Annotated in this window: 27 protein-coding genes; 12 read left to right on the top strand and 15 right to left on the bottom strand. The window is 61.9% G+C overall.

The annotated features are described in order from the left end of the window. Positions 1-6 precede the first annotated feature (6 nt). From KSS91_RS18435 to KSS91_RS18400, 8 genes are all read right to left on the bottom strand, one after another. A complete protein-coding gene (locus tag KSS91_RS18435; protein ID WP_217835696.1) occupies positions 7-1008 on the bottom strand; it encodes a glycosyl transferase family protein in 1002 nt (333 codons plus the stop codon). Then, positions 1005-1340, bottom strand: coding sequence for a TusE/DsrC/DsvC family sulfur relay protein (locus KSS91_RS18430; protein WP_104447769.1), 336 nt, complete (start codon positions 1338-1340; stop codon positions 1005-1007). The genes KSS91_RS18435 and KSS91_RS18430 overlap by 4 nt, the downstream gene beginning before the upstream one ends. Continuing rightward, entirely contained in the window at positions 1337-1630 is a 294-nt protein-coding gene (gene tusB, locus KSS91_RS18425) for a sulfurtransferase complex subunit TusB (protein ID WP_217835695.1), read from the bottom strand. Before tusB ends, KSS91_RS18430 begins: the two co-directional genes overlap by 4 nt. Further along, complete coding sequence (gene tusC, locus KSS91_RS18420; RefSeq protein ID WP_217835694.1) at positions 1630-1992, bottom strand: sulfurtransferase complex subunit TusC; 363 nt, start codon at positions 1990-1992, stop codon at positions 1630-1632. Before tusC ends, tusB begins: the two co-directional genes overlap by 1 nt. A 1-nt stretch (position 1993) precedes the next feature. Continuing rightward, positions 1994-2386: a sulfurtransferase complex subunit TusD gene (gene tusD, locus KSS91_RS18415; protein ID WP_007977064.1), complete on the bottom strand. Its 393-nt coding sequence runs from the start codon at positions 2384-2386 to the stop codon at positions 1994-1996. A gap of 198 nt (positions 2387-2584) precedes the next feature. Beyond that, positions 2585-3289, bottom strand: coding sequence for a YoaK family protein (locus KSS91_RS18410; RefSeq protein ID WP_015094409.1), 705 nt, complete (start codon positions 3287-3289; stop codon positions 2585-2587). Positions 3290-3314: 25 nt separating this feature from the next. After that, positions 3315-3644 carry a DUF6388 family protein gene (locus KSS91_RS18405; protein ID WP_217835693.1) on the bottom strand — a complete coding sequence of 110 codons (330 nt, stop codon included), beginning with the start codon at positions 3642-3644 and terminating at the stop codon, positions 3315-3317. Between the two features lie 20 nt (positions 3645-3664). Beyond that, the gene (locus tag KSS91_RS18400) at positions 3665-3913 is read right to left on the bottom strand and encodes a hypothetical protein (protein ID WP_008015571.1); all 249 of its coding nucleotides are present in this window, start codon (positions 3911-3913) and stop codon (positions 3665-3667) included. A 148-nt stretch (positions 3914-4061) separates the two neighbouring features. Between KSS91_RS18400 and KSS91_RS18395 the strand changes: the two genes are divergently transcribed. Further along, entirely contained in the window at positions 4062-4412 is a 351-nt protein-coding gene (locus tag KSS91_RS18395) for a hypothetical protein (RefSeq protein ID WP_217835692.1), read from the top strand. A gap of 131 nt (positions 4413-4543) precedes the next feature. Here KSS91_RS18395 and KSS91_RS18390 read toward each other — a convergent pair whose 3' ends face one another. Continuing rightward, positions 4544-4969, bottom strand: a complete 426-nt coding sequence (locus KSS91_RS18390) for a GNAT family N-acetyltransferase (RefSeq protein ID WP_102673988.1) — start codon at positions 4967-4969, stop codon at positions 4544-4546. Positions 4970-5114: 145 nt separating this feature from the next. On the opposite strand from KSS91_RS18390, the gene KSS91_RS18385 reads away from it, so the two are divergent. Then, the gene (locus KSS91_RS18385) at positions 5115-5552 is read left to right on the top strand and encodes a hemerythrin domain-containing protein (protein WP_217835691.1); all 438 of its coding nucleotides are present in this window, start codon (positions 5115-5117) and stop codon (positions 5550-5552) included. Between the two features lie 57 nt (positions 5553-5609). Next, positions 5610-6203: an NUDIX domain-containing protein gene (locus tag KSS91_RS18380; RefSeq protein WP_217835690.1), complete on the top strand. Its 594-nt coding sequence runs from the start codon at positions 5610-5612 to the stop codon at positions 6201-6203. 89 nt (positions 6204-6292) lie between these two features. Here the strand turns inward: KSS91_RS18380 and KSS91_RS18375 are convergent, their stop codons facing one another. Then, positions 6293-6805 (bottom strand): methylated-DNA--[protein]-cysteine S-methyltransferase, encoded by a 513-nt coding sequence (locus KSS91_RS18375; RefSeq protein ID WP_217835689.1) that lies wholly within the window; start codon positions 6803-6805, stop codon positions 6293-6295. A 136-nt stretch (positions 6806-6941) separates the two neighbouring features. Here KSS91_RS18375 and ggt point away from each other — a divergent pair, with 136 nt between their 5' ends. Next, the gene (gene ggt / locus KSS91_RS18370; protein ID WP_217835688.1) at positions 6942-8669 is read left to right on the top strand and encodes a gamma-glutamyltransferase; all 1728 of its coding nucleotides are present in this window, start codon (positions 6942-6944) and stop codon (positions 8667-8669) included. Between the two features lie 69 nt (positions 8670-8738). Continuing rightward, positions 8739-9272 carry a cysteine hydrolase family protein gene (locus KSS91_RS18365; protein ID WP_217835687.1) on the top strand — a complete coding sequence of 178 codons (534 nt, stop codon included), beginning with the start codon at positions 8739-8741 and terminating at the stop codon, positions 9270-9272. A gap of 492 nt (positions 9273-9764) precedes the next feature. Here the strand turns inward: KSS91_RS18365 and KSS91_RS18360 are convergent, their stop codons facing one another. Beyond that, positions 9765-10667: a LysR family transcriptional regulator gene (locus KSS91_RS18360; protein ID WP_217835686.1), complete on the bottom strand. Its 903-nt coding sequence runs from the start codon at positions 10665-10667 to the stop codon at positions 9765-9767. A 199-nt stretch (positions 10668-10866) separates the two neighbouring features. Between KSS91_RS18360 and KSS91_RS18355 the strand changes: the two genes are divergently transcribed. From KSS91_RS18355 to KSS91_RS18325, 7 genes are all read left to right on the top strand, one after another. Then, positions 10867-12366 carry a purine-cytosine permease family protein gene (locus KSS91_RS18355; RefSeq protein WP_217835685.1) on the top strand — a complete coding sequence of 500 codons (1500 nt, stop codon included), beginning with the start codon at positions 10867-10869 and terminating at the stop codon, positions 12364-12366. After that, positions 12363-13205: a nitrilase family protein gene (locus KSS91_RS18350; RefSeq protein WP_217835684.1), complete on the top strand. Its 843-nt coding sequence runs from the start codon at positions 12363-12365 to the stop codon at positions 13203-13205. The genes KSS91_RS18355 and KSS91_RS18350 overlap by 4 nt, the downstream gene beginning before the upstream one ends. 87 nt (positions 13206-13292) lie before the next feature. Then, the gene (locus KSS91_RS18345) at positions 13293-14315 is read left to right on the top strand and encodes a helix-turn-helix transcriptional regulator (RefSeq protein ID WP_217838445.1); all 1023 of its coding nucleotides are present in this window, start codon (positions 13293-13295) and stop codon (positions 14313-14315) included. A 201-nt stretch (positions 14316-14516) separates the two neighbouring features. After that, the gene (locus KSS91_RS18340; RefSeq protein WP_217838444.1) at positions 14517-16313 is read left to right on the top strand and encodes an amidohydrolase; all 1797 of its coding nucleotides are present in this window, start codon (positions 14517-14519) and stop codon (positions 16311-16313) included. Positions 16314-16331: 18 nt separating this feature from the next. Further along, positions 16332-18071 (top strand): amidohydrolase, encoded by a 1740-nt coding sequence (locus tag KSS91_RS18335; protein ID WP_217835683.1) that lies wholly within the window; start codon positions 16332-16334, stop codon positions 18069-18071. 107 nt (positions 18072-18178) lie between these two features. After that, positions 18179-18919, top strand: coding sequence for a TorF family putative porin (locus KSS91_RS18330; protein WP_217835682.1), 741 nt, complete (start codon positions 18179-18181; stop codon positions 18917-18919). Between the two features lie 46 nt (positions 18920-18965). Beyond that, the gene (locus KSS91_RS18325) at positions 18966-20354 is read left to right on the top strand and encodes a purine-cytosine permease family protein (RefSeq protein ID WP_217835681.1); all 1389 of its coding nucleotides are present in this window, start codon (positions 18966-18968) and stop codon (positions 20352-20354) included. A 151-nt stretch (positions 20355-20505) separates the two neighbouring features. Here the strand turns inward: KSS91_RS18325 and KSS91_RS18320 are convergent, their stop codons facing one another. From KSS91_RS18320 to glyA, 4 genes are all read right to left on the bottom strand, one after another. Continuing rightward, positions 20506-21222 (bottom strand): L,D-transpeptidase family protein, encoded by a 717-nt coding sequence (locus KSS91_RS18320; protein ID WP_217835680.1) that lies wholly within the window; start codon positions 21220-21222, stop codon positions 20506-20508. Next, positions 21219-21977, bottom strand: a complete 759-nt coding sequence (locus KSS91_RS18315) for a M15 family metallopeptidase (protein WP_217835679.1) — start codon at positions 21975-21977, stop codon at positions 21219-21221. The genes KSS91_RS18320 and KSS91_RS18315 overlap by 4 nt, the downstream gene beginning before the upstream one ends. Before the next feature lie 33 nt (positions 21978-22010). Continuing rightward, the gene (lipA, locus tag KSS91_RS18310; protein ID WP_217835678.1) at positions 22011-23000 is read right to left on the bottom strand and encodes a lipoyl synthase; all 990 of its coding nucleotides are present in this window, start codon (positions 22998-23000) and stop codon (positions 22011-22013) included. 154 nt (positions 23001-23154) lie between these two features. Then, the gene (gene glyA, locus KSS91_RS18305; RefSeq protein ID WP_217835677.1) at positions 23155-24411 is read right to left on the bottom strand and encodes a serine hydroxymethyltransferase; all 1257 of its coding nucleotides are present in this window, start codon (positions 24409-24411) and stop codon (positions 23155-23157) included. Positions 24412-24429 lie beyond the last annotated feature (18 nt).

The raw sequence follows: 24429 nt of genomic DNA, 5'->3' as shown, positions 1-24429 counted from the left end.
GATCGGTTAAATCGATTTGTTGCGCGCGGCCCAGTATTGTTCGGCGGTTTCAAAGGCCTGTTCGCGGCTCTGGCCGAGTCCTCGCAGGGCCAGGGCCATGGTCGAGATCAGGGCCATTTGCGGGTAACTGTCGACCACGTCGCCACGCCACACCGCTTTCAAATGCTCGGGATCGAGCGAGGCGGGTTTGACGTGACGCTGCGCCGACAACTGCGGCCATTCCTCGTCCCAACTTTCGCCGTCAGTGGTGCCGTACAGATGGCTGTCGGCGTCCGGGTTGATCTCGATCTCGCCGCCATCGCCCTTGATCACGATCGCGGTATCGCCGAGCAAGCCGCTGGCATCGCGATGCACGGCCTGATAGCCGGGGTGGAAAATGCTCTGCAGGCCGCAACGCGCACCCAGCGGATTGAGAATCCGCGCCAGCGAGTGGATCGGCGAGCGCAGACCGAGGGTGTTGCGCAGGTCGATCATCCGTTGCAGCTGCGGTGCCCAGTCCACCAGCGGCATGAAGGCCAGGCCGCCGTTATCCAGTGCCGAGCCGACCTGTTGCCAGTTGCGGCACAGCGGGATGTTCAACTCACCCAGCAGTTGCTCGCTGTACAGGCGACCGGCCGTGTGGGCGCCGCCGCCATGCATGAAAATCCGCACGCCGTTTTGCGCCAGGCACTTGGCCGCCAACAGGTACCACGGCAAGTGCCGTTTCTTGCCGGCGTAGGTCGGCCAGTCCAGATCCACCGCCAGCGCCGGAGGGTTCAGGCGTTCGCGCAAGGCTTCGGTGAACCCGGCCATTTCCTCGGCGCTTTCTTCCTTGTGCCGCAACAGCATCAGGAATGCGCCGAGCTGGGTTTGCTCGATCTTTTCATCGAGCACCATGCCCATGGCTTCGCGGGCTTCGACCCGGGTCAGGTCACGGGCGCCGCGCTTGCCTTTGCCAAGGATCCGCACGAACTGGGCGAACGGATGCTCGGCGGGCGTTTCGAGGGTCAGTGCTGGGTAATCGGTCATAAGCAATTCGTCGGTTTGGGCAGGCCCGCCAGCTTCGCGGCGAGTTTGGCGGGGGTGCCTTTGAACAGTCGGTTCAGGTGCAGGCTGTTGCCTTTTTCCGGGCCGAGTTTCAATGCGGTGTACTTGATCAACGGGCGGGTGGCCGGTGACAACTGGAACTCGGCGTAGAAACTGCGCAGCAGGTCGAGGACTTCCCAGTGTTCGGGCGTCAACTCGATATCTTCGGCAGCCGCCAGGGCACTGGCCACATCGGCAGACCAGTCATTCAGTTCGACCAGGAAGCCGTCCTTGTCCAGCTCGATGGCGCGGGCACCGACCGTCAATGCATTCATAGCCAACTGTTGACCTTGTCATAGTGAATCGACATTTCGACGAAGGCCGGGTAATCGATCGCCTGGGCCCAGTCCGGAACCACCAGCGCACGGGCCTGGGCATCTTCGGCCAGGACGAACAGTTTCAGGCCACGGGTGCTGAGTGCCGTGAACGGCGCGGTGCCTGGCTGCAACGCATAGGCGGCATCGCCGGACAGCAGCAAGCCGTCGTTGGCGCCGATCACGCGCAGGCAACTGGTCAGGCGTTCGTCGCCGAACGGGGAGTGAGACAACACATGCAAAGTCGACATCAGAGGGTGATCACCTGGTCGTAACGGTCAATGAGGGCGGTGATTTCGTGGGCGGCCAACACCTGGGCTTCTTCCAGCGACAGGCCGCTCGGGTCGAGGCCGCGCCGGGCGATGCTGTCGCCACAGGCGAACAGTTCCTCGACACCGAACATCGGCAGGGCTTGCAGGTTGGCGCTCAGGTCTTTTTGTTGCAAGGCCCTGGCGTTCTGGCTGGCGGCGAGCTGGAACACGCCGTCATCGAGAAACAACAGGCCAATCGGCAGATCGAAGGCACCGCCGGCCAGCACGATATCCAGCGCTTCCCGCGCGCCCGGGCCGGACCATGGCGACTGGCGGCTGATGATCAATATGGATTTGGCCATGTCATGCGCCTCCGAAACAGATCAGGCGGTCGGCATCCTGCGCCGCGTCATGCAATTGGCCGAGGCCGGACAATTCCCACGGCGCACCGACGGCAACGGCCTCGCGCTGATAGCGCCGGGCTTCTTCTTCATTCAAGACGCCACGACGCAGGGCGGCGGCGATGCACACCACGCCATCGAGTTGATGGTCGCTGACAAAGGCGCGCCATTGCTTGGGCAAGTCCGCTTCATCCTGGGGCGTGACCACGCTGGCGGACGCGTTGTAGACACCGTCCTGATAGAAAAACAGCCGGACGATCTCATGCCCGCCGGCCAGCGCCGCTTGGGCGAATAGCAGGGCGCGGCGCGAGGAGGGCGCATGGGCGGCGGAAAACACGGCGATGGCGAACTTCATGACAGACTCGATCAGCGAAACTGCGGCCATGATAAAGCTTTATCGGCGGGGCGGCCAAAGTGATGTTGTCTGTACGGGCCTCTTCGCGGGCAAGCCCGCTCCCACAGTGATCTATGCCATGCCAACGATTGCGGTATGACCACAAAACCTGTGGGAGCGGGCTTGCTCGCGAAGAGGCCCGCACAGACAACACAAGACTCAGCGCGGCATGTACCCCAACTGCCAGCGCCGCGGGATCTTCAATGACAATACCCCGAGCGCGGCAGCCAGCAGGCCACTGGCAAACAACGCCTTGAGTCCCAGGTGATGTTCCAGCACGGCACCGAGTACCGCACCGGCGAACATGCCGGTCCATGGGATCAGTTGCACGCGCCAGCCGTTACGGCGCTCGCCGAGCATCCAGCGGCCCAGTCCGCGGCCGAAACGCGACAGGGCTCCGGTAACGTAAGTCAGGCCCACCGGCAGGCCGTTCACTTCTTCCACCGCGGCGTTGAGCATGCCCATTGCAATGATCGCCGCCAGCAGGGCCGGCAGTTGCGCCTCATAAGGCCAGGCTGCGGCAGCGCACAGCAGGGTGGCGATGCACAACAGCAGCGGCAGGGCCCGGCGGCGACCCAGGCGACTGACGATAATGCCCAGCGCGTTGCCGACGATGAAGGTGGCAACGAGTATCACCAGGCGCAGGGTCAAGCCAAGGTCGCCAGTGCTGATGGCGACAGCCATCCGGGTGGTGTTGCCGCTCATGAACGAGACGAAGTCGCCGCTGGCCATGAAGCCGATGGCGTCGGTCATGCCGGCGAGTACCGAGAGCATGGCCACCAGGCTCAGGCCTATGCGCCCGCGCCATTTCTGCGTGTGCAAGTGACCGGGGCTGGCGTGGGTCCTGGCGGTGTTGGGCAGCATGGGCGACGGTATCCTTGAACAGTGCTTAGGGTTTTATCCCATTCAACTCGCAATACTCGAGCCAGTCCATGCCTGCCATTTCCGCGACTTCCCGGTGCACTTCCAGGCGCTGCGCTTCGTAGTCCTCGGCCGTAGCAGCCGTCAGTTGCAGCGTCAGCTCCCAGGCGAACAATCCTTGTCGTTCCGCCTCGGCTTCGAAGGCTTCGTGCAAGCGTTCGTCGCGGTACTGCGCCGAAGTTTCACCCTTGGCCTGGGCCTGCAACGGGTTGAGGTTGTCGAGGTCGTAGCGCAACTCGGGGCGTTCGTCGAGAAACCGCTTCAGTGCCTGTTCATGTTGCTGCTCGGTTGCCGCCATGGTCGCTCCTTGAGAACGAATTACGAGGATTGCTTCTTGCTGGCCTTGGCTGCTGCCGCCAGGCATTCGAGGGCAAACTGCTCGGTGTAGGTCATCTGGATTGGCGTGGTTTCGCCTTTGACGGTTCTTTCGCCGTCGAGGATGTAGCGAATCCGCTTGTCGGTGACGCCGATTCGCTTGGCGATCCAGGACGGCGTCTGCCCGATCTGGCTGATCAGCTTGTCGGCATATTCAGTGCTCGGTTTGTAGAACTCGGCATTAGGTGTCATCAGATTTCCAGTCAGGGGTGCGATGGGGCGTTATTGGCGCGACAGGGTGCGCGAATCGTTGTGCGCTGTCGCGGTATAAATGCAGTAAAGCAGAACGATACGGGCTGCCGGGGTGATAAAGTCCGCTTTTTCCCGATGAGTGAATGCAATGCGAATTCTGATGGTGGCGCTGGCCGTGACGTTGCTGGCCGGATGCGCCAGCTCGGCGATGAACGACGCCCGCACCAAAGCCCCGTACAAGACCCTGAACTCGGAAAAACCGGGAAAGGACGTCGCCCAGTGCGTGCAGTTTTCCTGGCAGGACGAGGCTGTGTTCGGCGTTGATGCCGCCGCCTATCTGGAACCTGGCGAGAAGGGCGGCACGACCGTTTATACCCGTTCGGCGGAGTCCTTCGTCGACGTGACCAGCGATGCCTCGGGCACGGTGTTGAGCTACTACGCACAGAAGGATGATTTCGTGGCCAAGCGCCGGTTGGCGGCGTTGGCGACTTGCCTCTGATCTGACGCTGTACCCCTGTAGGAGCGAGCTTGCTCGCGATGGTCGTCAACGAAAACGCTGGGTGCCTGACACCCCGCGGCGTTCCGGTTTTTTTCGCGAGCGAGCTCGCTCCTACAGGGGGGCGGTATGGATCAATAGCTCAGGCGCTTCTGGAAGAAAAAGTGCTTGTGGCCTGGCGGGTAATCGGCAATGTGCCCGATCTCGCTGTAGCCGCATTTCTTGTAGAACTCCGGCGCCTGGAATTCGAAGGTTTCCAGCCACAGACCGACGCATTCCTTTTCGCGCGCAAGGTCTTCGGCCATCTGCATCAACCTGGTGCCCATGCCTTGTCCCCGGGCCTGTTCCGGCACCGCCAGCAAGTCTATGAACAACCACTGATAAAACAACCGGGCGTAAACGCCGCCGACGATTTCGTCGTTGTCGTCGCGTATCAGCAATGCGATATGTTCCGGTGGCGGGCTTGCAGACTTCGAGGCGTTGTAGGCGCGCAACGGCACGAGGATCGCCTCGCGCTCTTCGGTGCTGGGGTTGTGCTTGCGTTCGATACGCAGGTTCATGGCTATATCCTTATGGCAGTGAAGCCGCAGCCTATCCCGGTTGCAGCGATTGTTCCATCCCCGGAAAAGTTGAACCGTCGCCAACGCACAGCTGTCATTCCTTAAGACGCGTCACTCCAGACGCCGCTGATGAGGACAACGCCCCGTGAACATTTTTGAAGCCTTGCGCGAAAGCCACGAACGCCAACGGACCTATGCCAAGGCGCTGATCCGTACCAGCGGCGATACGCCTGAGCGGGTCGAGGCGTACAAGCAACTCAAGTCAGAATTGCAGGCTCACGCCACGGCCGAAGAGCGGCATTTCTACATTCCGCTGATGAAGTTCGACAACGGGGTCGACCTCAGCCGTCATGGCATCGCCGAACATCACGAAATGGACGAAATGATGGAGGCGCTCGATGACACCGAAATGTCCAGCCCGGCCTGGCTGGTGACCGCGAAGAAGCTCTCGGAGAAGGTGCATCACCACCTCGAGGAAGAAGAGCAGAAGTTCTTCCAGATGGCCGGCAAGCTGCTCGACGACAAACAGAAAGAGTCGTTGGCCGGGCAATACGAGAAGGAGTACAAGGCGCAACTTGCTTGAGGAGGCAGGTTTTCACCTAACATGTGCACTCTCTGACAAATAACAGGACGCGTTGTCATGTCGAACACAGCCGAGCGGGTCAACATCCTGGAGTCCCAGGTGTTGTCCCACGACTGGTACCTGCTGAAGAAAATCACCTTCGATTACCAACGCAACAACGGCGAGTGGCAACGCCAGACGCGTGAGGTCTACGACCGTGGCAACGGCGCGGCGATTCTCTTGTACAACCGCGAAAAGAAAACCGTGGTACTGACCCGGCAATTTCGCCTGCCGGTGTTCGTCAACGGTCACGACGGGCTGTTGATCGAAGTGGCGGCGGGGTTGCTGGAAGGCGCGGCGCCTGAAGACCGCATCCGCGATGAAGCGGAGGAGGAGACGGGTTACCGCGTGCACCATGTGCAGAAGGTGTTCGAAGCGTTCATGAGCCCCGGTTCGGTGACGGAAAAACTGCACTTCTTCATTGCCGAATACGACGCCAGGTCGAAAGTCAGCGACGGTGGCGGGCTGGAGGCGGAAACCGAAGAACTGGAAGTGCTGGAGTGGGCGTTCGACGATGCACTCGAAGCGTTCTACCGTGGCGAGATCTGCGACGCCAAGACCATCATGCTGCTGCAGTATGCGGCGATGAAAAACCTTTTCAATCAATCCTGATCTCCCCGTAGGAGCTGCCGCAGGCTGCGATCTTTTGATCTTTTAAATGCAAGATCAAAAGATCGCAGCCTGCGGCAGCTCCTACAAGGTCAAAAGCCGGGCAGGCGCGCGGTGCCGGGCGTTTGCCCGCCTTCAAGGGTGAGCAACAACGCCTTCGCTTCCAGCCCGCCGGCAAACCCGGTGAGCTTGCCCGACGCACCAATCACCCGATGACACGGCGCCACGATCGAAATCGGGTTCTTGCCATTCGCCGCACCCACCGCCCTGACCGCCGCCGGGTTGCCGATCTGTTCGGCGATCTGGCTGTAGCTGCGGGTCTCGCCGAACGGGATGGTCAGCAGCGCCGCCCAGACCTTTTTCTGAAATTGCGTGCCGGCAAAGTCCAGTTCCAGTTCGAAGCGATCGCGGGTGCCGGAAAAATATTCGCTTAGTTGCGTGGCGGTGCGCATCAGGATCGGATTGTCCGGCGCCTCGCTCATCGGGCCGAGGCGCACCCGCCCGGGTTTGTCGTTTTCCCAGAGGATGGCTGCCAGTCGCGAACCGTTCGCCACCAGCTTCAACTGGCCGACCGGTGAAGCCACGGTGATGCAGGTATAGGTCATGCCAGGGCTCGCGGGAAATTGCTGAACAAGCGTTAAGGATACTGTGTCGACGAGGAGGCGCAATACGTAATCCCGACCATACTTGCTCACTGATTTTGAAGCGTTCCCCTGATTAATAACAAGAAGAGACCGACTCATGATGTACGAACCTTTTGCCAAATCGCTGATTGCGACCTCATTGGCTCTCAGCTGCCTGACTGCTCACGCCGCCTCCGTGGCCCCGGCGACGGGGGAAAACGGCATGGTGGTCACCGCCCAGCACCTGGCCAGCCATGTGGGCGTGGATGTGCTCAAGAACGGCGGCAACGCGGTCGATGCAGCGGTCGCGGTCGGCTATGCGCTGGCGGTGGTGTACCCCGCGGCAGGCAACCTCGGCGGCGGCGGTTTCATGACCATTCAGTTGGCGGACGGGCGCAAGACCTTCCTAGACTTCCGTGAAAAAGCGCCGCTGGCCGCCACCGCCAACATGTACCTGGACAAGGACGGCAACGTCGTTCCCGATCTCAGTACCCGTGGCCACCTGGCCGTGGGTGTGCCGGGCACCGTTTCGGGCATGGAACTGGCGCTGTCCAAGTACGGCACCAAGCCGCGCAAGGAAATCATCGCTCCGGCCATCAAGCTGGCCGAAGACGGTTTCGTACTGGAGCAGGGCGACGTCGATCTGCTGGACTACGCCACCGACATGTTCAAGAAGGACATCAAGGATTCCGGCTCGATCTTCCTCAGTAACGGCGAGCCGATGCAGGTCGGCCAGAAGCTGGTGCAAAAGGACCTGAGCAAAACCCTGCGGGAAATCTCCGAGAAAGGCGCCGACGGCTTCTATAAGGGCTGGGTGGCCGACGCCATCGTCACCTCCAGCCAGGCCAACAAGGGCATCATCACCCAGGCCGACCTCGACAAATACAAGACCCGCGAACTGGCGCCCATCGAGTGCGACTACCGTGGCTACCACGTGGTCTCGGCACCGCCACCGAGCTCCGGCGGCGTGGTGATCTGCCAGATCATGAACATCCTCGAAGGCTATCCAATGAAGGATCTGGGCTATCACTCGGCCCAGGGCATGCACTATCAGATCGAAGCCATGCGCCACGCCTATGTGGACCGCAACAGTTACCTGGGCGACCCGGATTTCGTGAAGAACCCGATTGCCCACCTGCTGGATAAAAACTACGCGACCAAGCTTCGCGAAGCGATCAAACCACAAAAAGCCGCGGTGTCGAGTGAGCTCAAGCCCGGCGTAGCGCCCCATGAAGGCAACAACACCACGCATTACTCCATCGTCGACAAGTGGGGCAACGCGGTGTCGGTGACCTACACCCTCAACGACTGGTTCGGCGCGGGCGTGATGGCGAGCAAGACCGGGGTCATCCTCAACGATGAAATGGACGACTTCACCTCGAAAATCGGCGTGCCGAACATGTACGGCCTGGTGCAGGGCGAGGCCAACGCCATCGCACCCGGCAAGGCGCCGCTGTCGTCCATGAGCCCGACCATCGTCACCAAGGACGGCAAAGTGGTGATGGTGGTCGGCACTCCGGGTGGCAGCCGCATCATCACCGCGACCTTGCTGACCATGCTCAACGTGATCGACTACGGCATGAACATCCAGGAAGCGGTGGATGCACCGCGTTTCCACCAGCAGTGGCTGCCGGAGGAGACCAACCTGGAAGCCTTCACCACCAGCCCGGACACGGTGAAGATCCTCGAAAGCTGGGGGCACAAGTTTGCCGGTCCACAGGACGCCAACCACCTGGCGGCGATCCTCGTCGGTGCGCCGTCCCTGGGTGGCAAGCCGGTGGGCAAGAACCGTTTCTACGGGGCGAACGACCCACGGCGTAACACCGGGTTGTCGCTGGGTTACTGAGGGTTTCGTCCGGAGGGGGACGGGCTTATGTTCGTCCCCTGAACCATCGACCGTTCAAGGAAGGAAATCATGACCACTGCGTTGTTAATCATCGACGTCCAGCAGGCTTTGTGTTCCGGTGAGTACGAGTGTTTCGAGATCGGACGAGTCATCGACACCATCAATGACCTGTCTGCCCGAGCGCGCAAGGCTGGCGTGGCCGTGGTGCTGATCCAGCACGAAGAAACGGGCAGCCCGCTGGCGCATGATGTTCCCGGCTGGCAACTGGCCGCAGGGCTGCAAACCTCGCCCAAGGATCATCGCGTGCGCAAGACCACCCCGGATTCGTTCTACAAGACCCACCTGCAAAATCTTTTGCCGGTGCAGGACTTCGAGCGCCTGGTCATCTGCGGCTTGCAAACCGATTACTGCATCAATACCACCGTGCGCCAGGCCCTGAAACTGGGCTATGACGTGGTGCTGGCGAGCGATGCACATTCCACCGTCGACAACGGCAACCAGACCGCCGAAGACATCATCGCCGAACACAACAAGGACCTTGCAAAGCTGACCGGTTCCGTGGCGCGGATCGATGTGATGCCGGCGCAAGAAATCAGCTTCTGAACCCACCCCATTTCCCTGTGGGAGCGGGCTTGCTCGCGAAGGCGTCGCTACAGTCAATATTGATGTTGACTGGTACACCGCTTTCGCGAGCAAGCCCGCTCCCACAGTGATTTTGGTTGCTCGCAGATATTGCGTACACCCACTAACCCTGTGGGAGCGGGCTTGCTCGCGATGAGGCCGGCACATTCAACATTGATGCTGGCTGACCCACCGCCTTCGCGAGCAGGCTCGCTCCCACAGTAATCCCGGTTGCTCGCAGATGTTGCGTACACCCACTAACCCTGTGGGAGCGGGCTTGCCCGCGATGAGGCCGGCACATTCAACATTGATGCTGGCTGACCTACCGCCTTCGCGAGCAGGCTCGCTCCCACAGTAATCCCGGTTGCTCGCAGATGTTGCGTACACCCACTAACCCTGTGGGAGCGAGCCTGCTCGCGAAGGCGTCATTCCAGCCACCGTTGATGTCAGCTGACCCACAGCTCCCACAGGGCCCTACACCGCTCCGAAAATCTCCATCAGCTCGTTGAGGAACGCACTCACCAGGTCCTTCTGACGAGATGAATGCCGCACCGCTGCATGAAAGCTCACCTCATAACGCAGCAGATCCGGGTTCAGCGGGTGCAATTGCCCCAGCTGTTCATGCCGGGTCGCGTAGTGCTGTGGCAGAAACCCCAGGTGCTGGCCGGACAGGATCAGCAGGGCGGCGCCGTCCATGCTGTCGGTGAGCACGGTCAGGCGTTCGATGGAGGTGGGGGCCGGCATCTCCGGCAGCGGATGGCTCGGCCAGACCCAGTCAAAGCCGCTGACATCTTCGCGGGTCAGTGCGCCGACCTTGCCGAACAGGGGATGCGAGGGCGCGCAGTAGGCAATCTGGGTTTCCGGGAACAGCGGGAAATAATCGATGCTGGGCAAGCGGTGCCAGAAGTAACCAATGGCCAGGTCGATATGGCCGTTGATGATTTTCTCTTCCAGCAGGGACGACGACAGCTCGGTGAAATGGAAGTACAGCCCCTCGTGCCGAGCCCGCAAACGGGCAATGGCCAGACCAATTTTCTTGTTCGCCACCGGATCGATTTGCCCCAGCAGGCCGATGTTGATGCTGCCCGAGACTTTGCGGTTGATGTGCTGCACCTCGACCCGGAATCCTTCGGCCGCCGCCAGCAAGCGTCGGGCCGCCTCGATGAACTGCGTGCCTTTGGGCGTGACGGAAAACCCGCCACGCCCGCGCTCGCACAGACGGAAACCGACCCGGGTTTCCAGCGTCGCCAATTGCGCGCTGATCGTCGGTTGCGTGGTGTTGAGGGCGGTTTGCGCCGCCGAGATGCCGCCCGCTTCGACGACGGTCAGAAATACCCGGATCAGACGCAGATCCAGCTCCGTTACAGTTCCCAGCATGGGGGCTCCCGGTTCTCGATTACATAGGCGCTGATCTATGTGAACAGTGTGCCTGCGATATTTTACTGCCCGAACTCACGCCCTACATTGCCGTGAAACCAGCGTCATCGTCAGATTTTTCTGGAGTTTCACCCGATCTGGACGTCGTAGCGAGCGCTGTAACCACAAAAACAACAAACACCAGCATAGGAACAATCGTATGTCAGGTTCCCCAGTGTCTGCGCGCGCCGCCGAGGCGAGTGGCGGATTGGCCATCGAAGGCCACTCCATCGATTACATTCCGGAAAACGAACGCCACGCCAAACTCGGCAGCCAGGGGCCGTTCTGGTTTCTGGGCAACTTCCACTTCTTCACCATCTCCATCGGCTTTGTCGGCCCCAGCCTCGGCTTGTCCGCACTGTGGACCATGCTCGCCGGTGCCCTGGGCATCATGTTCGGCACCATTTTCATGGCGTTCCACGGCTCCCAGGGCCCGGAAATGGGCCTGCCGCAGATGATCCAGTCCCGCGCCCAGTTCGGCTATCGCGGGGTGATCCTGGCGTTGATGGCGACGATGTTCGTGTTCGTCGGATTCAACGTGGTGAACATCTCGCTGATCATGAACGGCCTGGAACATGTGTTCGGCATCGACCCGACCATCGTCGCCGTCGCCGTGGTGCTGATCGGTGCGCTGTTGTCGATCTACGGCCACGACCTGATGCACAAGGCGTTCAAGTGGGCCTTGCTGGCGACCTTGCCGCTGTACGCCCTGGTGACCATCGCCCTGATGTTCGGTGCGGGTCAGGAAGGTGTCACGCCGGCGACCGATCTGGGTTTCAACTGGGTGGCCTTCGCCACGCTGTTCGCCATCGGTGCCAGCTACAACATTTCCTATGCGCCCTACGTGTCCGACTATTCCCGTTACCTGCCGAAAAACACCAGCCGGGTGAAATTGATCGCGGCGGTGTTCATCGGTGCCTCGTTGTCCGGCAGCTGGATGATCGGCCTAGGCGCCTGGCTGGCGCAGCAGTTGAAAGCCGCGGATGCACTGGTGGCGTTGAATCAGGTCGGTTCTTCCATGGTGCCGGGGTTGGGCAATCTGCTGGTGATCGTCTCGGTGGCGGGCTTCCTGCCGATCATCGCGCTCAACACCTACAGCGCCATGCTGACGCTGCTGACCGGTGTCGACTCGATCAGGAAAATCACCCCGACACCCCGCGCCCGCGTGCTGTCGATCAGTGTGATCAGCGTGATTCTGTTGACCTGCGTGCTGTCGATCAAAGGGGACGGCATCGCGCTGTTGAACACCTTCCTGGTGCTGTTGCTGTACTTCCTCGTGCCGTGGACCGCCGTCAACCTGGTGGACTACTTCTTCGTACGCAAGGGCCGCTATGCGATCCCGCATTTCTTCACGCCGAAGGGCATCTATGGCGCCTGGCAATTTCGCGGCATTGTCTCGTACCTGATCGGCTTTGCCGCGATGGTGCCGTTCTTCTACATCTTCGATGCCGCCGCCGGTAAAGAAGTTTTCGTCGGCCCGCTGGCGCGGGTGCTCGAAGGCGTGGACATCGCCTGGCTGGTGGGCCTGGTGGTCTCGGGGCTGACCTATTACCTGCTCAGCCGCTCGATTGATTTGGCCGCCGAACGCCGGGTAATCGATGCACTGAGCGAGAGCGACATCGTCGCCATGACCCATTCATCTGCGGAGGCAGGGCGTTGAACAACGCAAAAAATACCCTGGTCGCCTGCTGCCAACTGGCACCGAAAATAGGTGACCTGGCCTACAACCGCACGCTCACCGAGCGCGCGATTCGCCAGGCGGCGTACCAGGGCGCGCAAGTCGTCGTGCTGCCTGAGCTGGTGCAGAGCGGCTATCTGTTTGCCGACCGCGACGAAGCGCTGACCCTGGCGGAAACCGTTGACGGTCCGACCTTGCAGTTATGGCAGGCCCTGGCCCGTGAGCTGAACCTGGTGATCGTCGGCGGCTTCTGCGAACGCCTGCCCGGCGATGAACTGGCCAACAGCGCGGCGATGATCGACGCCAATGGCCTGCGCGCGGTGTACCGCAAGGCGCATCTGTGGGATGCCGAAAAGGACATCTTCACCGCTGGCGATACGCCGCCGCCGGTGGTCGAAACGTCGTATGGACGGCTCGGCATGCTGATCTGCTACGACCTGGAATTCCCCGAGTGGGTGCGACTGCCGGCACTGGCTGGCGCCGATCTGTTGTGTGCGCCGGTCAACTGGCCCGACGGTCCGCGGCCGCAGACCGAGCGCCCGGCGGAAGTCTTGCGGGTGCAGGCCAATGCCTCGGTGAACCGCATGTTCATTGCAGCATGCGATCGCTATGGCCATGAACGCGGGGTCGGCTGGGTGCAAGGGTCGGTCATAGTCGACGCTGACGGTTATCCCTTGGCCGGGCCGGCGGAGCAGGGCGGCGAGCAACTCCTGCTGGCGACGCTGAACCTCGCCGAAGCGCGCAACAAGCGCATCAGCGCCCGCAACGACCTGCATCAGGACCGCCGGCCACAGCTGTATGGGTTGCACAGCACTTTGTAACCGATGATGTCATTGCGTGCTGGACGCCCGTCAGGGGCCTATGGCATCGTCGAAACGAAAGGCCATGCAGTGAACGGGATCGCAATGATGGGGGCGGGAAATAAAGTCGACGGTGACGCAACGATGGTCACGCTCAAGGCGTTCAATCATTGCGTACTGCACCTTGGTCGGCTGGCGCGGGAGAGCGGGGCGTCGCGATTCATCGCCGATGGCCTGCAGGCATTCGGTCAACTGGTGCCTTTCGCCTCTGCCTGGTGGGGCGAAATGTCTGCGCCAGGTCCTGACGTGCCCATGCAAAGCTGGATGCATGGCAGCATCAATCTTCCTGAATCCTTTGCCTGCGAATGGCATCCGGTGGCGGCCAACGATCAGTTCTCCTACGCCACGCTCAATCGTCCCGGTGAAGTGGTGCGCGACAAGGGTTTCACCGACCCTTGCGAGGCAGTCAATGATTTCGCCCGGCGCTTCGATCTCTATCACTTGATGAGCATCACCTACGAATTGCCCGAAAGCGGCCTGATGTTTTTCGTCTGCCTCTACCGGGGTGAGGATGAACAGGCGTTCGAGGAGAGCGAAGCCGAGCTGTTTTTGGCGTTCTGCGATCACCTGTTCCAGCTGTGGCGGTTTCAAGTGCAGGACATGATTCGCTTCGACAGCGAAAACGGCGCGAGTGATTTTGGCATCGCGCGTATGGACGGCAGTCTGCTCTATGTGGGGGCCAGGTTGTGTGTTGCCATCCAGCGCGAACTGCCCGGCTGGAGCGGTTCCACGCTGCCGCCTGAGGTGATCGCGCAATTGTCCAAAGCTCCCTGTGTGATCCGTCTGGGCCGTTGCGCCCTGACCCTCAGTCCCAACGCCGAGCACGTCATCCTGTCCCTCGAAGCACCCTCGGGCGGGGACGGCCTGGCACCTCGGGAGCGCACGGCAGCGATGCTGTTCGCCGCCGGCCATTCCTACAAGGAAATCGCCAGAATGCTCGCCTTGAGCCCGTCTACCGTGCGCACCTACCTGCGTAACTGCTACTTGCAGCTCGGTGTGAAAAGCAAGGTGGAACTGGGCTCGGTCCTGCGTTCGCCGGGCGCGCTGACGGAGTCCGTGCGCCGGGATTAATCCCAGCCGTTTCAATTATTTGCCTGACCCCTCCTCATTTGCAGAGGTCCATTCGAACGCTGCGCCCTATAGGGTAGGCCCTGTCTATACAAGGGCTTGTGCAGCCGTTCGGGCCGCTTCAAAACAATAAGAACAGGGGTGAGGCATTTGAGACTTTCCAGGCTTTTTGTCGCCATTGCGGCGACCACGACATTTTCCGGCATGGCGTTGGCGGCGACACCCGCCGACACGGTCATGCGCAATGGCTACGTCTACACGGTCGATGGCCAGAATTCCGTGCAGCAGGCCATCGCCATTTCGGGCGGCAAGATCGTCTACGTCGGGAGCGATGCCGGGGTCGACGGCTACATCGGCAAGCAAACCCAACTGATCGACCTGGCCGGGCGCATGCTGATGCCAGGCTTCGTCGATGCGCACATGCACCCGGGGGATGGCGGTCGCGCCATGACGCTGTGCGATCTCAAATACCAGACCATGACCCGTGCGCAGTTTCAGGCGAGCATCCAGGCCTGCCTCGATGCTGAGAAGGACAAGGGCCCGGACGTGTGGCTGGAAGTCGGCAGCTGGGACCGCATGGGCATGACCGGGCTTGACGGCGACGCCGACAAGTCGACCCTGGACGCGCTCAAGACCAAGCGTCCGATCCAGGTGCGCTCTACCGATTTTCACACCGTGCTGACCAACTCTCGCGGCCTGGAGCTGGCCGGGATCAACAAGAACACCGCCGACCCCGAAGACGGCAAGTACCGACGTGACAGCGCCGGCAATCCGAACGGCATCTGCGAGGACGGCGCCGCCGAGTCGTTGGCTGCCATGGTGCCGCCCGCCACCGATGCAGAAAAACTCAACCAGACCCGTGCGGCCCTCGACGCCCTGCGCCAACAGGGCATCACCAGTTTCTTCGATGCCCTGTCGGGACCGGAAAGCGCCAAGGCCTTCACCAACCTGCAAAAATCCGGCGAACTGACCGCCCGGGCCTTGCTGGCGATCAAGCTGGACCCGGCCGCCGCTGCCGCCGACCCGGTCAAAACCATCGCCGAGGCCAAGGCCCTGGCCAACACCTACGACCAGGGCGAAGTGCATGTCGCGCCGGGCGTGAACATGCGCCACGTCAAACTGTTCATGGACGGCATCATCAATGCCCCGGCGGACACCGGCGCCATGTTGACCCCGTATCTGCACAACAGCGGCACCGAACAGGCGCCGAAGTGGACGCCGGGCAAGAACCTGGGCGAATTGTACTTCCCGCCGCAGGTGCTCAATCCGCTGTTGCTGCAAGCGGTCAAGGCCGGTTTCGATCCGCACCTGCACGCCACCGGCGAGCGCGCGGTGCGCGATGCACTGGATAGCGTCGCCTACGTGCGCAAGGAACTGCCCGGTCAGGACTTGCGCCCGGCCATCGCGCACGCCGAGTCGGTCGACCCTGCCGACTACCCACGCTTCAAGGCACTGGACGTCACGGCCACCATGTCGTTCCAGTGGGCGCAGCAGGCACCGTCCACGGTCGACGGCACCAGCGATCACCTCGGCGCCGAGCGATTCGAACGCATGGAGCCCTCGGGCAGCATCGCCCATGCCGGTGGCCGTGTGGCGTTTGGCAGCGACTGGCCGGTCGATCCCCTCGATGAGTTCCTGGCGCTGAAAGTCGGTGTTACCCGCTCCGGCGACCCCACCAATCCGCATAGCTATGGACCCAAATATGCCGGGCGACTCAACAACGATCCGGCCATGTCGCGAGCCGAAGTGCTGCGCAGCATCACCCTCAATGCCGCCCAACAGCTGAAGCTGGATGCGGTGCTGGGTTCGGTCGAAGTCGGCAAGTTCGCTGACCTGATCGTGCTCGACAAGAACTTCATGCAGGTGCCCGAGGAGGAACTGGGCCGCAATGGCGTGCTGCTGACGCTGGTCGGCGGCAAGGTCGTGTGGGCCAAGGCGCCGTTCCTGGGGCTTGCGCCGAATGTGGTTTCCCAGGCTGTTACTTCCCGATCCGCCCAATAAAAATCAGAGAGCGTTCCGATGCGATTGATTCCAAACCTGTTGGCCGCCGCACTGGCCTTGTCCTCGGTGCAGGCGATGGCCGCCGCTGACCTGGTGTTGTTCAACGGCAAGGTCTTTACCGCCGAACCCGGCCAGGCGCTGGTGCAAGCTGTTGCGGTGCAAGACGGCAAGATTCTGAAAGTCGGCAGTGATGCCGAAATCAACGCCCTGGCCGATGCCGACACCCAGCGCATCGACCTGGCGGGCAAGGTGTTGATGCCAGGCATGATCGACACCCACAGCCACCCGGTGGTGGGGGCGTTCGACAGCATGAAGGCCAACCTGCTGGACGAAGTCAAACCGCTGCCCGTACTTGAGCAGTGGTTGATTGAAGAGGACAAGGCCGGGCGTGCCCGGGCTGGCGACGTGATCAGCGTCGCCGGGGTCAGTTCGGCCTATTGGGAAAAAAGCCGTGAACTGGGAAAGGTATTCAATCAGGGACGCTGGGCCGATCAGCCCATCGTCTTCAGCGGCATCGACGGCCACACCGGTTGGGCCAACAACGCGATGCTCAAGCGTCTGAACATCGATGCTGCCCTGGTCAAGAGCCTGCCGGAGACAGAGCGCGGTTACGTCGGCCATGAAGCGGACTTCACGCCGAACGGCTACTTTGCCGAATCCCGCTGGGACGTGGTACGCAGCGCGATTCCCGCGCCCAGCCAGGAGACCATGCTCAAGGCCGCGAAAGAAGCGGTGCGGGTCAACAACCAGTTCGGCATCACTGCGTGGATGGACGCCGCGGCGAACGGCGGCAGTGAAGACTCACTGTTCGATTTCCATGCCACCGCAGAATCCGTCGGCGTCCTGCCGCTGTACAAGGCGCTGGCGCAGAACGGCGAACTCAGCGCCCACGTTGCCGCGTTGATGGTCACCAACCCGAAGAGCAAACCGGCCGACCTGGAAGTGATCGCCACGGTGATGAAGCAGTTCGAGGGCGTGCCTAACCTGACGTTCCCCGGCATCAAGGTCTTTGTCGACGGCATTCTCGAGTTCCCGGGGCAAACCGCTGCGGTCATCGTGCCGTACAAGAACAGCCACAAGGACGGACAACTGCTGACCGACCCGGCGCACTTCGGTGAACTGGTGGTGGCGGCGGAAAAACGCGGCTGGATCGTGCACATGCACGCCGTGGGCGACCGCGCGGTGCGTGAGGCGCTCAATGGCGTGGCCTATGCGCGCAAGCTCAGCCCGAAGCCGGTGCCGCACAGCATCGCGCACCTGCAACTGGTCAATCCCAAGGAGTTTCCACGCTTCAAGCAGCTCGGCGTGATCGCCTCGATGCAACTGCTGTGGGCCACCGGCGAGTCCTACACCGTCGAACTGGTCAAACCCTACATCAGCGCCTTTGCCTACGGTTACCAGTATCCCGCGCGGTCCCTGCATGACGCTGGCGCAACGATTGCCGGTGGCAGCGACTGGCCGGTATCGAGTGCCAATCCGTTCAACGCCATTGCCCAGGCCAGCACCCGCAAGGGTCCGTTGGGTGTACTCAATGCCAAGGAAAGCATCGACCGCAAGACCATGTTCTATGCCTACACCCTCAATGCGGCGAAAACCCTGGGCCTGGACAAGCAGATCGGTTCGCTGGCACCGGGCAAGCAGGCTGACCTGATCATCCTCGACCGCGACGTGTTCAAGGTCAGCGATGACGACCTGTTCGAAACCAAAGTCCTGAACACCTTCTTCGCCGGCAAGCAGGTCTACGCCCCCGCGTCCTGACCTGCGAACACCCGACATAAGCAAACACCGCCAGCCCCTCGTAGCGCGAGGGGCCTGGCATCGCCATGCCTGAAATTCCCCGTACGCCATAACAACAAGAGAACTGTATGAACGCACTTTCAGCATTGACCCTCGCCGCACTGGCATTGGCCCCCCTGAGCAGCCACGCCCTGGCCCTCAACGATGACTTCAGCCTTGACATGACCCTGGGCGTGGTCAGCGACTACCGTACCCGTGGCATCTCGCAAACCCTGGGTGATCCGGCCGTGCAGGGCGGGGCAACGCTGCTGCACAGCAGTGGCCTGTACATCGGCGCCTGGACCTCCAATGTGGATTTCGGTGGCGGCTTCGATACCCGGCAGGAGCTTGAGTACTACGCGGGTTACTACTGGCAGGCGAGCGAGGCCATCAGCCTGGACCTGGGCTACATCAAGTACGACTACCCGAAAAGCTCCGAATTCAACCTCAGTGAGGTGTACGCCATTGTCGATCTGTATGGCGTCAAGCTCGGTGCCTATTACTCAAAGGACACACCGAACTTTTTCGGCGAGGACCAGGACACCCTGTACACCTACCTGGGTTACAAAATCGATCTGCCGGCTGAAGTCGGCCTGGAGCTGCGCTTTGGACGCAACGATGTGAAAGACCCCGCGTTCTGGTCCGCCAGTGGCGATAACCGCGAGTCTTACTACGAGTGGGAGGCCAAGCTGACACGCGACTTCGTCGGCGTGACCTGGGGCCTGAGCTACGTCGACACGGACTTGTCGAAAAGCGAGTGCAGCAGTTGGTATGGCTATGACGACCTGTGTTCGGCGACCCTTGTAGCCAGTGCAACCAAGACCTTTTAGATTCCGTCCCTGACAACAAAAACAGTTCCACAAAGGAAACACTTTCATGAGTGCTCAACGCAGTCCCCTGATCGAGACCCGCTCGATCGATTTCATTCCCGAGGCCGAGCGTCACGGCAGCCTCTACAGCCAGTTCACCCTGTGGCTTGGCGCCAACCTGCAAATCACCGCCATCGTCACCGGCGCCCTCGCCGTGGTACTGGGCGGCGATGTGTTCTGGTCGCTGATCGGCTTGCTGATCGGGCAAGTGCTCGGCGGCGCCGTGGTGGCGCTGCACGCGGCGCAAGGGCCCAAGCTCGGGCTGCCGCAGATGATCTCCAGCCGCGTGCAGTTCGGGGTGTATGGCGCGGCGATCCCGATTGTCCTGGTGTGCCTGATGTACCTCGGTTTCAGCGCCACCGGCGCGGTGCTGTCGGGGCAGGCGATTGCTCAGTTGATCAGTGTCAGCGACAGCGCCGGCATCCTGATTTTCGCGGCGTGCATCGCGTTCCTGACGATCTTCGGCTATCGGGTGATTCACTTGGTCGGGCGGGTGACCAGCGTGCTGGGCATCATCGCCTTCGCCTACCTGTTCACCCGGTTGATGACCCTCAACGACATCAGCCTGCTGCTCGACAACCGTCATTTCAGCTGGAGCACGTTCCTGCTGGCGGTGTCGCTCTCGGCGTCCTGGCAGATCGCTTTCGGCCCTTATGTGGCGGACTACTCGCGCTACCTGCCGAGCAAGACGTCGTCGTGGAAAACCTTCGCCGCTGTCGGTCTCGGCACGGTGCTGGGGGCCCAAGCTTCGATGGTGCTCGGGGTGTTCGCCGCCGCATTGGCCGGAGCGAATTTCCGTGGGCACGAAGTGGCGACCATTGTCGGTCTGGGCAGTAGCGGTGTGATCGCGTCCTTGCTGTACCTGAGCATTGTGTTCGGCAAGGTCACGGTGTCCACCCTCAACGCCTACGGCAGCTTCATGTGCATTGCCACCATCATCAGTGGCTTCCGTCGCCGCCTGGAAATCAGCGCCCGCCAGCGCATGCTGTTTGTGCTGCTGATCGTCGCGGCGTCCACCGCACTGGCGTTGGCGGGGCAGTACTCGTTCCTCAACTCGTTCAAGTACTTCATCCTGTTCCTGCTGACGTTCTTCACCCCGTGGAGCGCGATCAACCTGGTGGACTACTACTTCATCAACAAGGAACGCTACGACATCCCGGCGCTGTCCGACCCGAACGGCCGCTACGGTCGCTGGAACGTGCTGGGGATCAGCGTGTACGTGATCGGCGTGTTGATCCAGCTGCCCTTTGTCGACACCCATTTCTACTCCGGGCCGATGGTTGCGCAACTGGGCGGCGTTGACATTTCCTGGATCGTCGGCTTGTTGGTGCCGGGGGTGATTTATTACGCGCTGGCCAAGCCGTCGATGGGTGCTGTGATGGTTGAGCGGGGTTAACCCCGCATTTGTGGCGAGGGGGCTTTTGTGGTGAGGGGGCGGCTTGTCGGATCGCCGCACCGCCCCGTTGGACTGCGCAGCAGGCCCATCTTTTAGGGCCGCTTCGCAGCCCAACGGGGGCAAGCCCCCTCGCCACAGGGACCGGCGTTGACTAGCGTTCGGGGAGTTTCCAGCGCTCACGCAACTGCTCGTACTGTGCTTCAGGCAGTTGCACCAGCACCGGGGATTTGCCCGGGTCCAGCCAATCCAGCAGCCGCTCGATATCCACCGGGTCCATGGCCGTACAGCCACGGGTCGGCGCCGTGGGGCCGCGCCAGATGTGGAAGAAAATGCACGAACCGGCAGCGGGAGAGGCCGGGGTGTTGTGCTGGATGAAAATGCCCTGGCGGTATAAGTCATCGTTGCGGCGCATGCGTTCGGAACTGCTCCAGTCCTTGGCGACCAGCGTGCCGTCGACCAGTTCGTTGTAGCGAGTCGATTGGCTGTCATCTACGCATTCGATGGTCGGTGTCAGCGACAGATAGGGCAGGCGGGTATCGGCCGAAGGCGCGTAGCCAAACGCCGTGCCCAGCTTGAACATGCCAGCTGGCGCCTTGCCGTCGCTTTCCTGTTTGACCGGTCCTCCAGGTTGCCCGTTGTCGAGCAGCCCCTTGCCCCAGCCCATGCCGTTCTTGCCGAGAACGACTGCAAAGCGCGCTTCGAATTTGCGCAAGGTCTGCCCGTGCCGTTCATAGCGCTGGGCAGTACCCCGAATGTCATTCCAGCCTTTACTGGTGACCACTATCAGTTGGTCGCTGCCGTCGAGTCCCTGGGCCATGGCGGCCAGCGGAAAAAACGCCATCAACAGGGCCTTGAGCAGAGGGTTCATGGCGTCAACGGCGTGATGGGGAAGTCCATGACGTCCGGCTTCGGCGGATTGCCGCTGTACGTGAAGTGCCACCACTCGGCCGAATACCCTACAAAGCCTTCCTTGGCCATGGCACGGGTCAGTCGCTGGCGATTGGCCTTGGCCGTGGCGTTGATCAGCGCCGAGTCGGTATGTGCCCGCTCATCGAAGCAGTCGAACCCGGTGCCCATGTCGAGCGCGCCGTCGTGCCAGCGCTCGCCGTAAGGCGCCGTGCAATCCGCCGGTTTCACCGAAGGCGTCCAGGTGTCGGCGGGCAGGGCGTCGGGGCCGGTCAGGGTCAGGTCGACGGTGTTGCCCCGGGAGTGATTGGACACCCGGGCCACATACCCCAGGCGCCAGAAGTCCTGCTTGTCGACCCGCGGATAGAACTCGGTCTTGAGCGGGTCGCCGGGTTCGCTGGCGAAGCGGCCCATGTCCGCCACCGCGCGGGTCGGGCGATAGCAGTCGAATACCTTCAAGCCGTAGCCTTCGGCTTTCAGTGCGCTTTGCACTCGGGCCAACGCCTTCGCCGCGTCCTGCGATAGCAGGCACTCCGCCGCCTGGTAGCCGTCGAGCGGGTGCCCGGTGAAATTGTGTGCGCTGGCGTAGCGGATGTCCTGCACGATGCCCGGGTCGACGCTGCGCACATACAGCATGTGCCCGGGTTTCGAGTCGTCGGCCATGCACGGCAGGGCAAGGCTCAGGCACAGCAACAACAGACAGGGTGAACGCGGCATCGGGAACGGCTCCATGCATGACCAGTCACTCCATCATGGCTGGAAACCGCCGGCACCTCCATGAAGTTGTTGATCGGCGTGATAGGACGAGCGCACCAGCGGCCCGGACGCCACGTTCTTGAAGCCCATGCGCGTGCCTTCTTCGGCGAACCAGGCAAAGGTGTCCGGGTGCACGAAGCGCTGCACCGGCAGGTGACTGCGCGAGGGCTGCAGATACTGGCCGAGGGTCAGCATGTCGATGTCGTGCTCGCGCATGCGCTGCATGACTTCGATGACTTCCTCGTCGGTTTCGCCCAGGCCCAGCATCAGGCCGGATTTGGTCGGTACGTGGGGCACGGCGAGCTTGAACTTCTGCAGCAGGTCCAGTGACCACTCGAAGTCCGAACCGGGGCGCGCGGCCTTGTACAGGCGCGGTACGGTTTCCAGATTGTGGTTGAACACATCCGGCGGCTCAGTGGCGGTGATCGCCAGGGCCACGTCCATGCGTCCGCGATAATCCGGCACCAGGGTCTCCAGCTGCACACCGGGTGACAGCTTGCGGATCTCGCGCAGGCAATCGACAAAGTGTTGGGCGCCGCCATCGCGCAAATCGTCGCGATCCACCGAGGTGATCACCACGTACTTCAGGCGCAGCTCGGCAATCGCCACGGCCAGGTTCATCGGCTCGTTGGTGTCCAGCGGCTTGGGCCGGCCATGGCCGACATCACAGAACGGGCAGCGCCGGGTGCAGATGTCGCCCATGATCATGAAGGTCGCGGTGCCACCGGAAAAACACTCGCCGAGGTTCGGGCACGAGGCTTCTTCGCAGACGCTGTGCAGCTTGTGCTTGCGCAACAGTTGCTTGATCCGCTCGACCTCGGGAGAGATTGGCATGCGCACGCGGATCCAGTCGGGTTTGCGCGGGAATTCATCCGTGGGAATGATCTTCACCGGAATCCGCGCGACCTTGTCCGCGCCGCGCAGTTTGGTGCCGACTTCCACCTTGGCCGGGTGGTTGCCGGTCGATTCGACAATGGCGTTCATGGTGTTTTCCTTGTGCAACAGGGTACTGAACCTGTGGGAGCGAGCTTGCTCGCGATGAGGCCATTACATTCAGCATTGATGTTGAATGAAAGTCCGCCATCGCGAGCAAGCTCGCTCCCACAGGTTTTTTCCCACAGGGTTTTGTGTTGTGTGCTTAGTCGCGATAGACCGGGAAGTCCGCGCACAGGGCGGCCGCCTGGTGGGCGACATTGGCTTCGATGTCGGCATCGCCCAGGTGATCGAGGATGTCGCAGATCCACCCGGCCAGGGCGATGCTTTGCGCTTCCTTGAAACCACGGCTGGTGATCGCCGGCGTACCGATGCGCAGGCCGGAGGTCACGAATGGCGATTGCGGATCATTGGGCACGGCGTTCTTGTTCACGGTGATGCCGGCACGCCCGAGGGCGGCGTCGGCGTCCTTGCCGGTCAGACCCTGGCGGATCAGGCTGACCAGGAACAGGTGGTTGTCGGTACCGCCGGACACCACGTCATAACCGCGCTCGATAAACACCTGCGCCATGGCCTGGGCATTGCGGATCACCTGCGCCTGATAAGTCTTGAATGCCGGCTCCAGCGCTTCCTTGAAGCACACGGCCTTGGCCGCGATCACGTGCATCAGCGGGCCACCCTGGCCGCCGGGGAACACGGCGGCGTTGAGCTTCTTCTCCAGCTCCGGGTTGGCCTTGGCCAGAATCAGACCGCCACGGGGGCCGCGCAGGGTCTTGTGCGTGGTGGTGGTGACCACGTCGGCGTAGGGCAGCGGGTTCGGGTACAGCCCCGTGGCCACCAGCCCGGCGACGTGGGCCATGTCGACGAAGAAGTACGCACCGACCTTGTCCGCAATCTGACGAAAGCGCGGGAAGTCCAGGGTCTTCGAATAGGCCGAGAAGCCGGCGATGATCATCTTCGGCTTGTGCTCCAGTGCCAGACGCTCGACTTCGTCGTAATCGATCAGGCCGGTGGCGGTGTCGATGCCGTACTGCACCGCGTTGTACAGCTTGCCGGAAAAACTCACCTTGGCGCCGTGGGTCAGGTGGCCGCCGTGGGCCAGGCTCATGCCGAGCACGGTGTCGCCCGCTTGCAGCAACGCCAGATAAACCGCGGCGTTGGCCTGGCTGCCGGAGTGCGGCTGGACGTTGGCGTAGTCGGCGCCGAACAGCTGCCTGGCGCGGTCGATGGCCAGTTGTTCGACCACATCGACGTGCTCGCAGCCGCCGTAGTAACGCTTGCCCGGATACCCTTCGGCGTACTTGTTGGTCAGGCCGCTGCCCTGGGCCTGCATCACCCGCTGGCTGGTGTAGTTTTCCGAGGCGATCAGTTCGATATGGTGTTCCTGCCGCGCATCCTCGGCGTTCATCGCCGCCAGCAGTTCGTCGTCGTAGCCTTTGATCTGGTCGTGTTTGCTGAACATGGTGTGGTCCTTTTTCCG

This window comes from Pseudomonas azerbaijanorientalis (genome assembly GCF_019139795.1).
In the GTDB taxonomy this organism is placed as follows: Bacteria; Pseudomonadota; Gammaproteobacteria; order Pseudomonadales; family Pseudomonadaceae; genus Aquipseudomonas; species Aquipseudomonas laurylsulfatiphila.
Note: the sequence above shows the minus strand (reverse complement) of the source record. Positions and strands in the feature narration are given on the sequence as shown.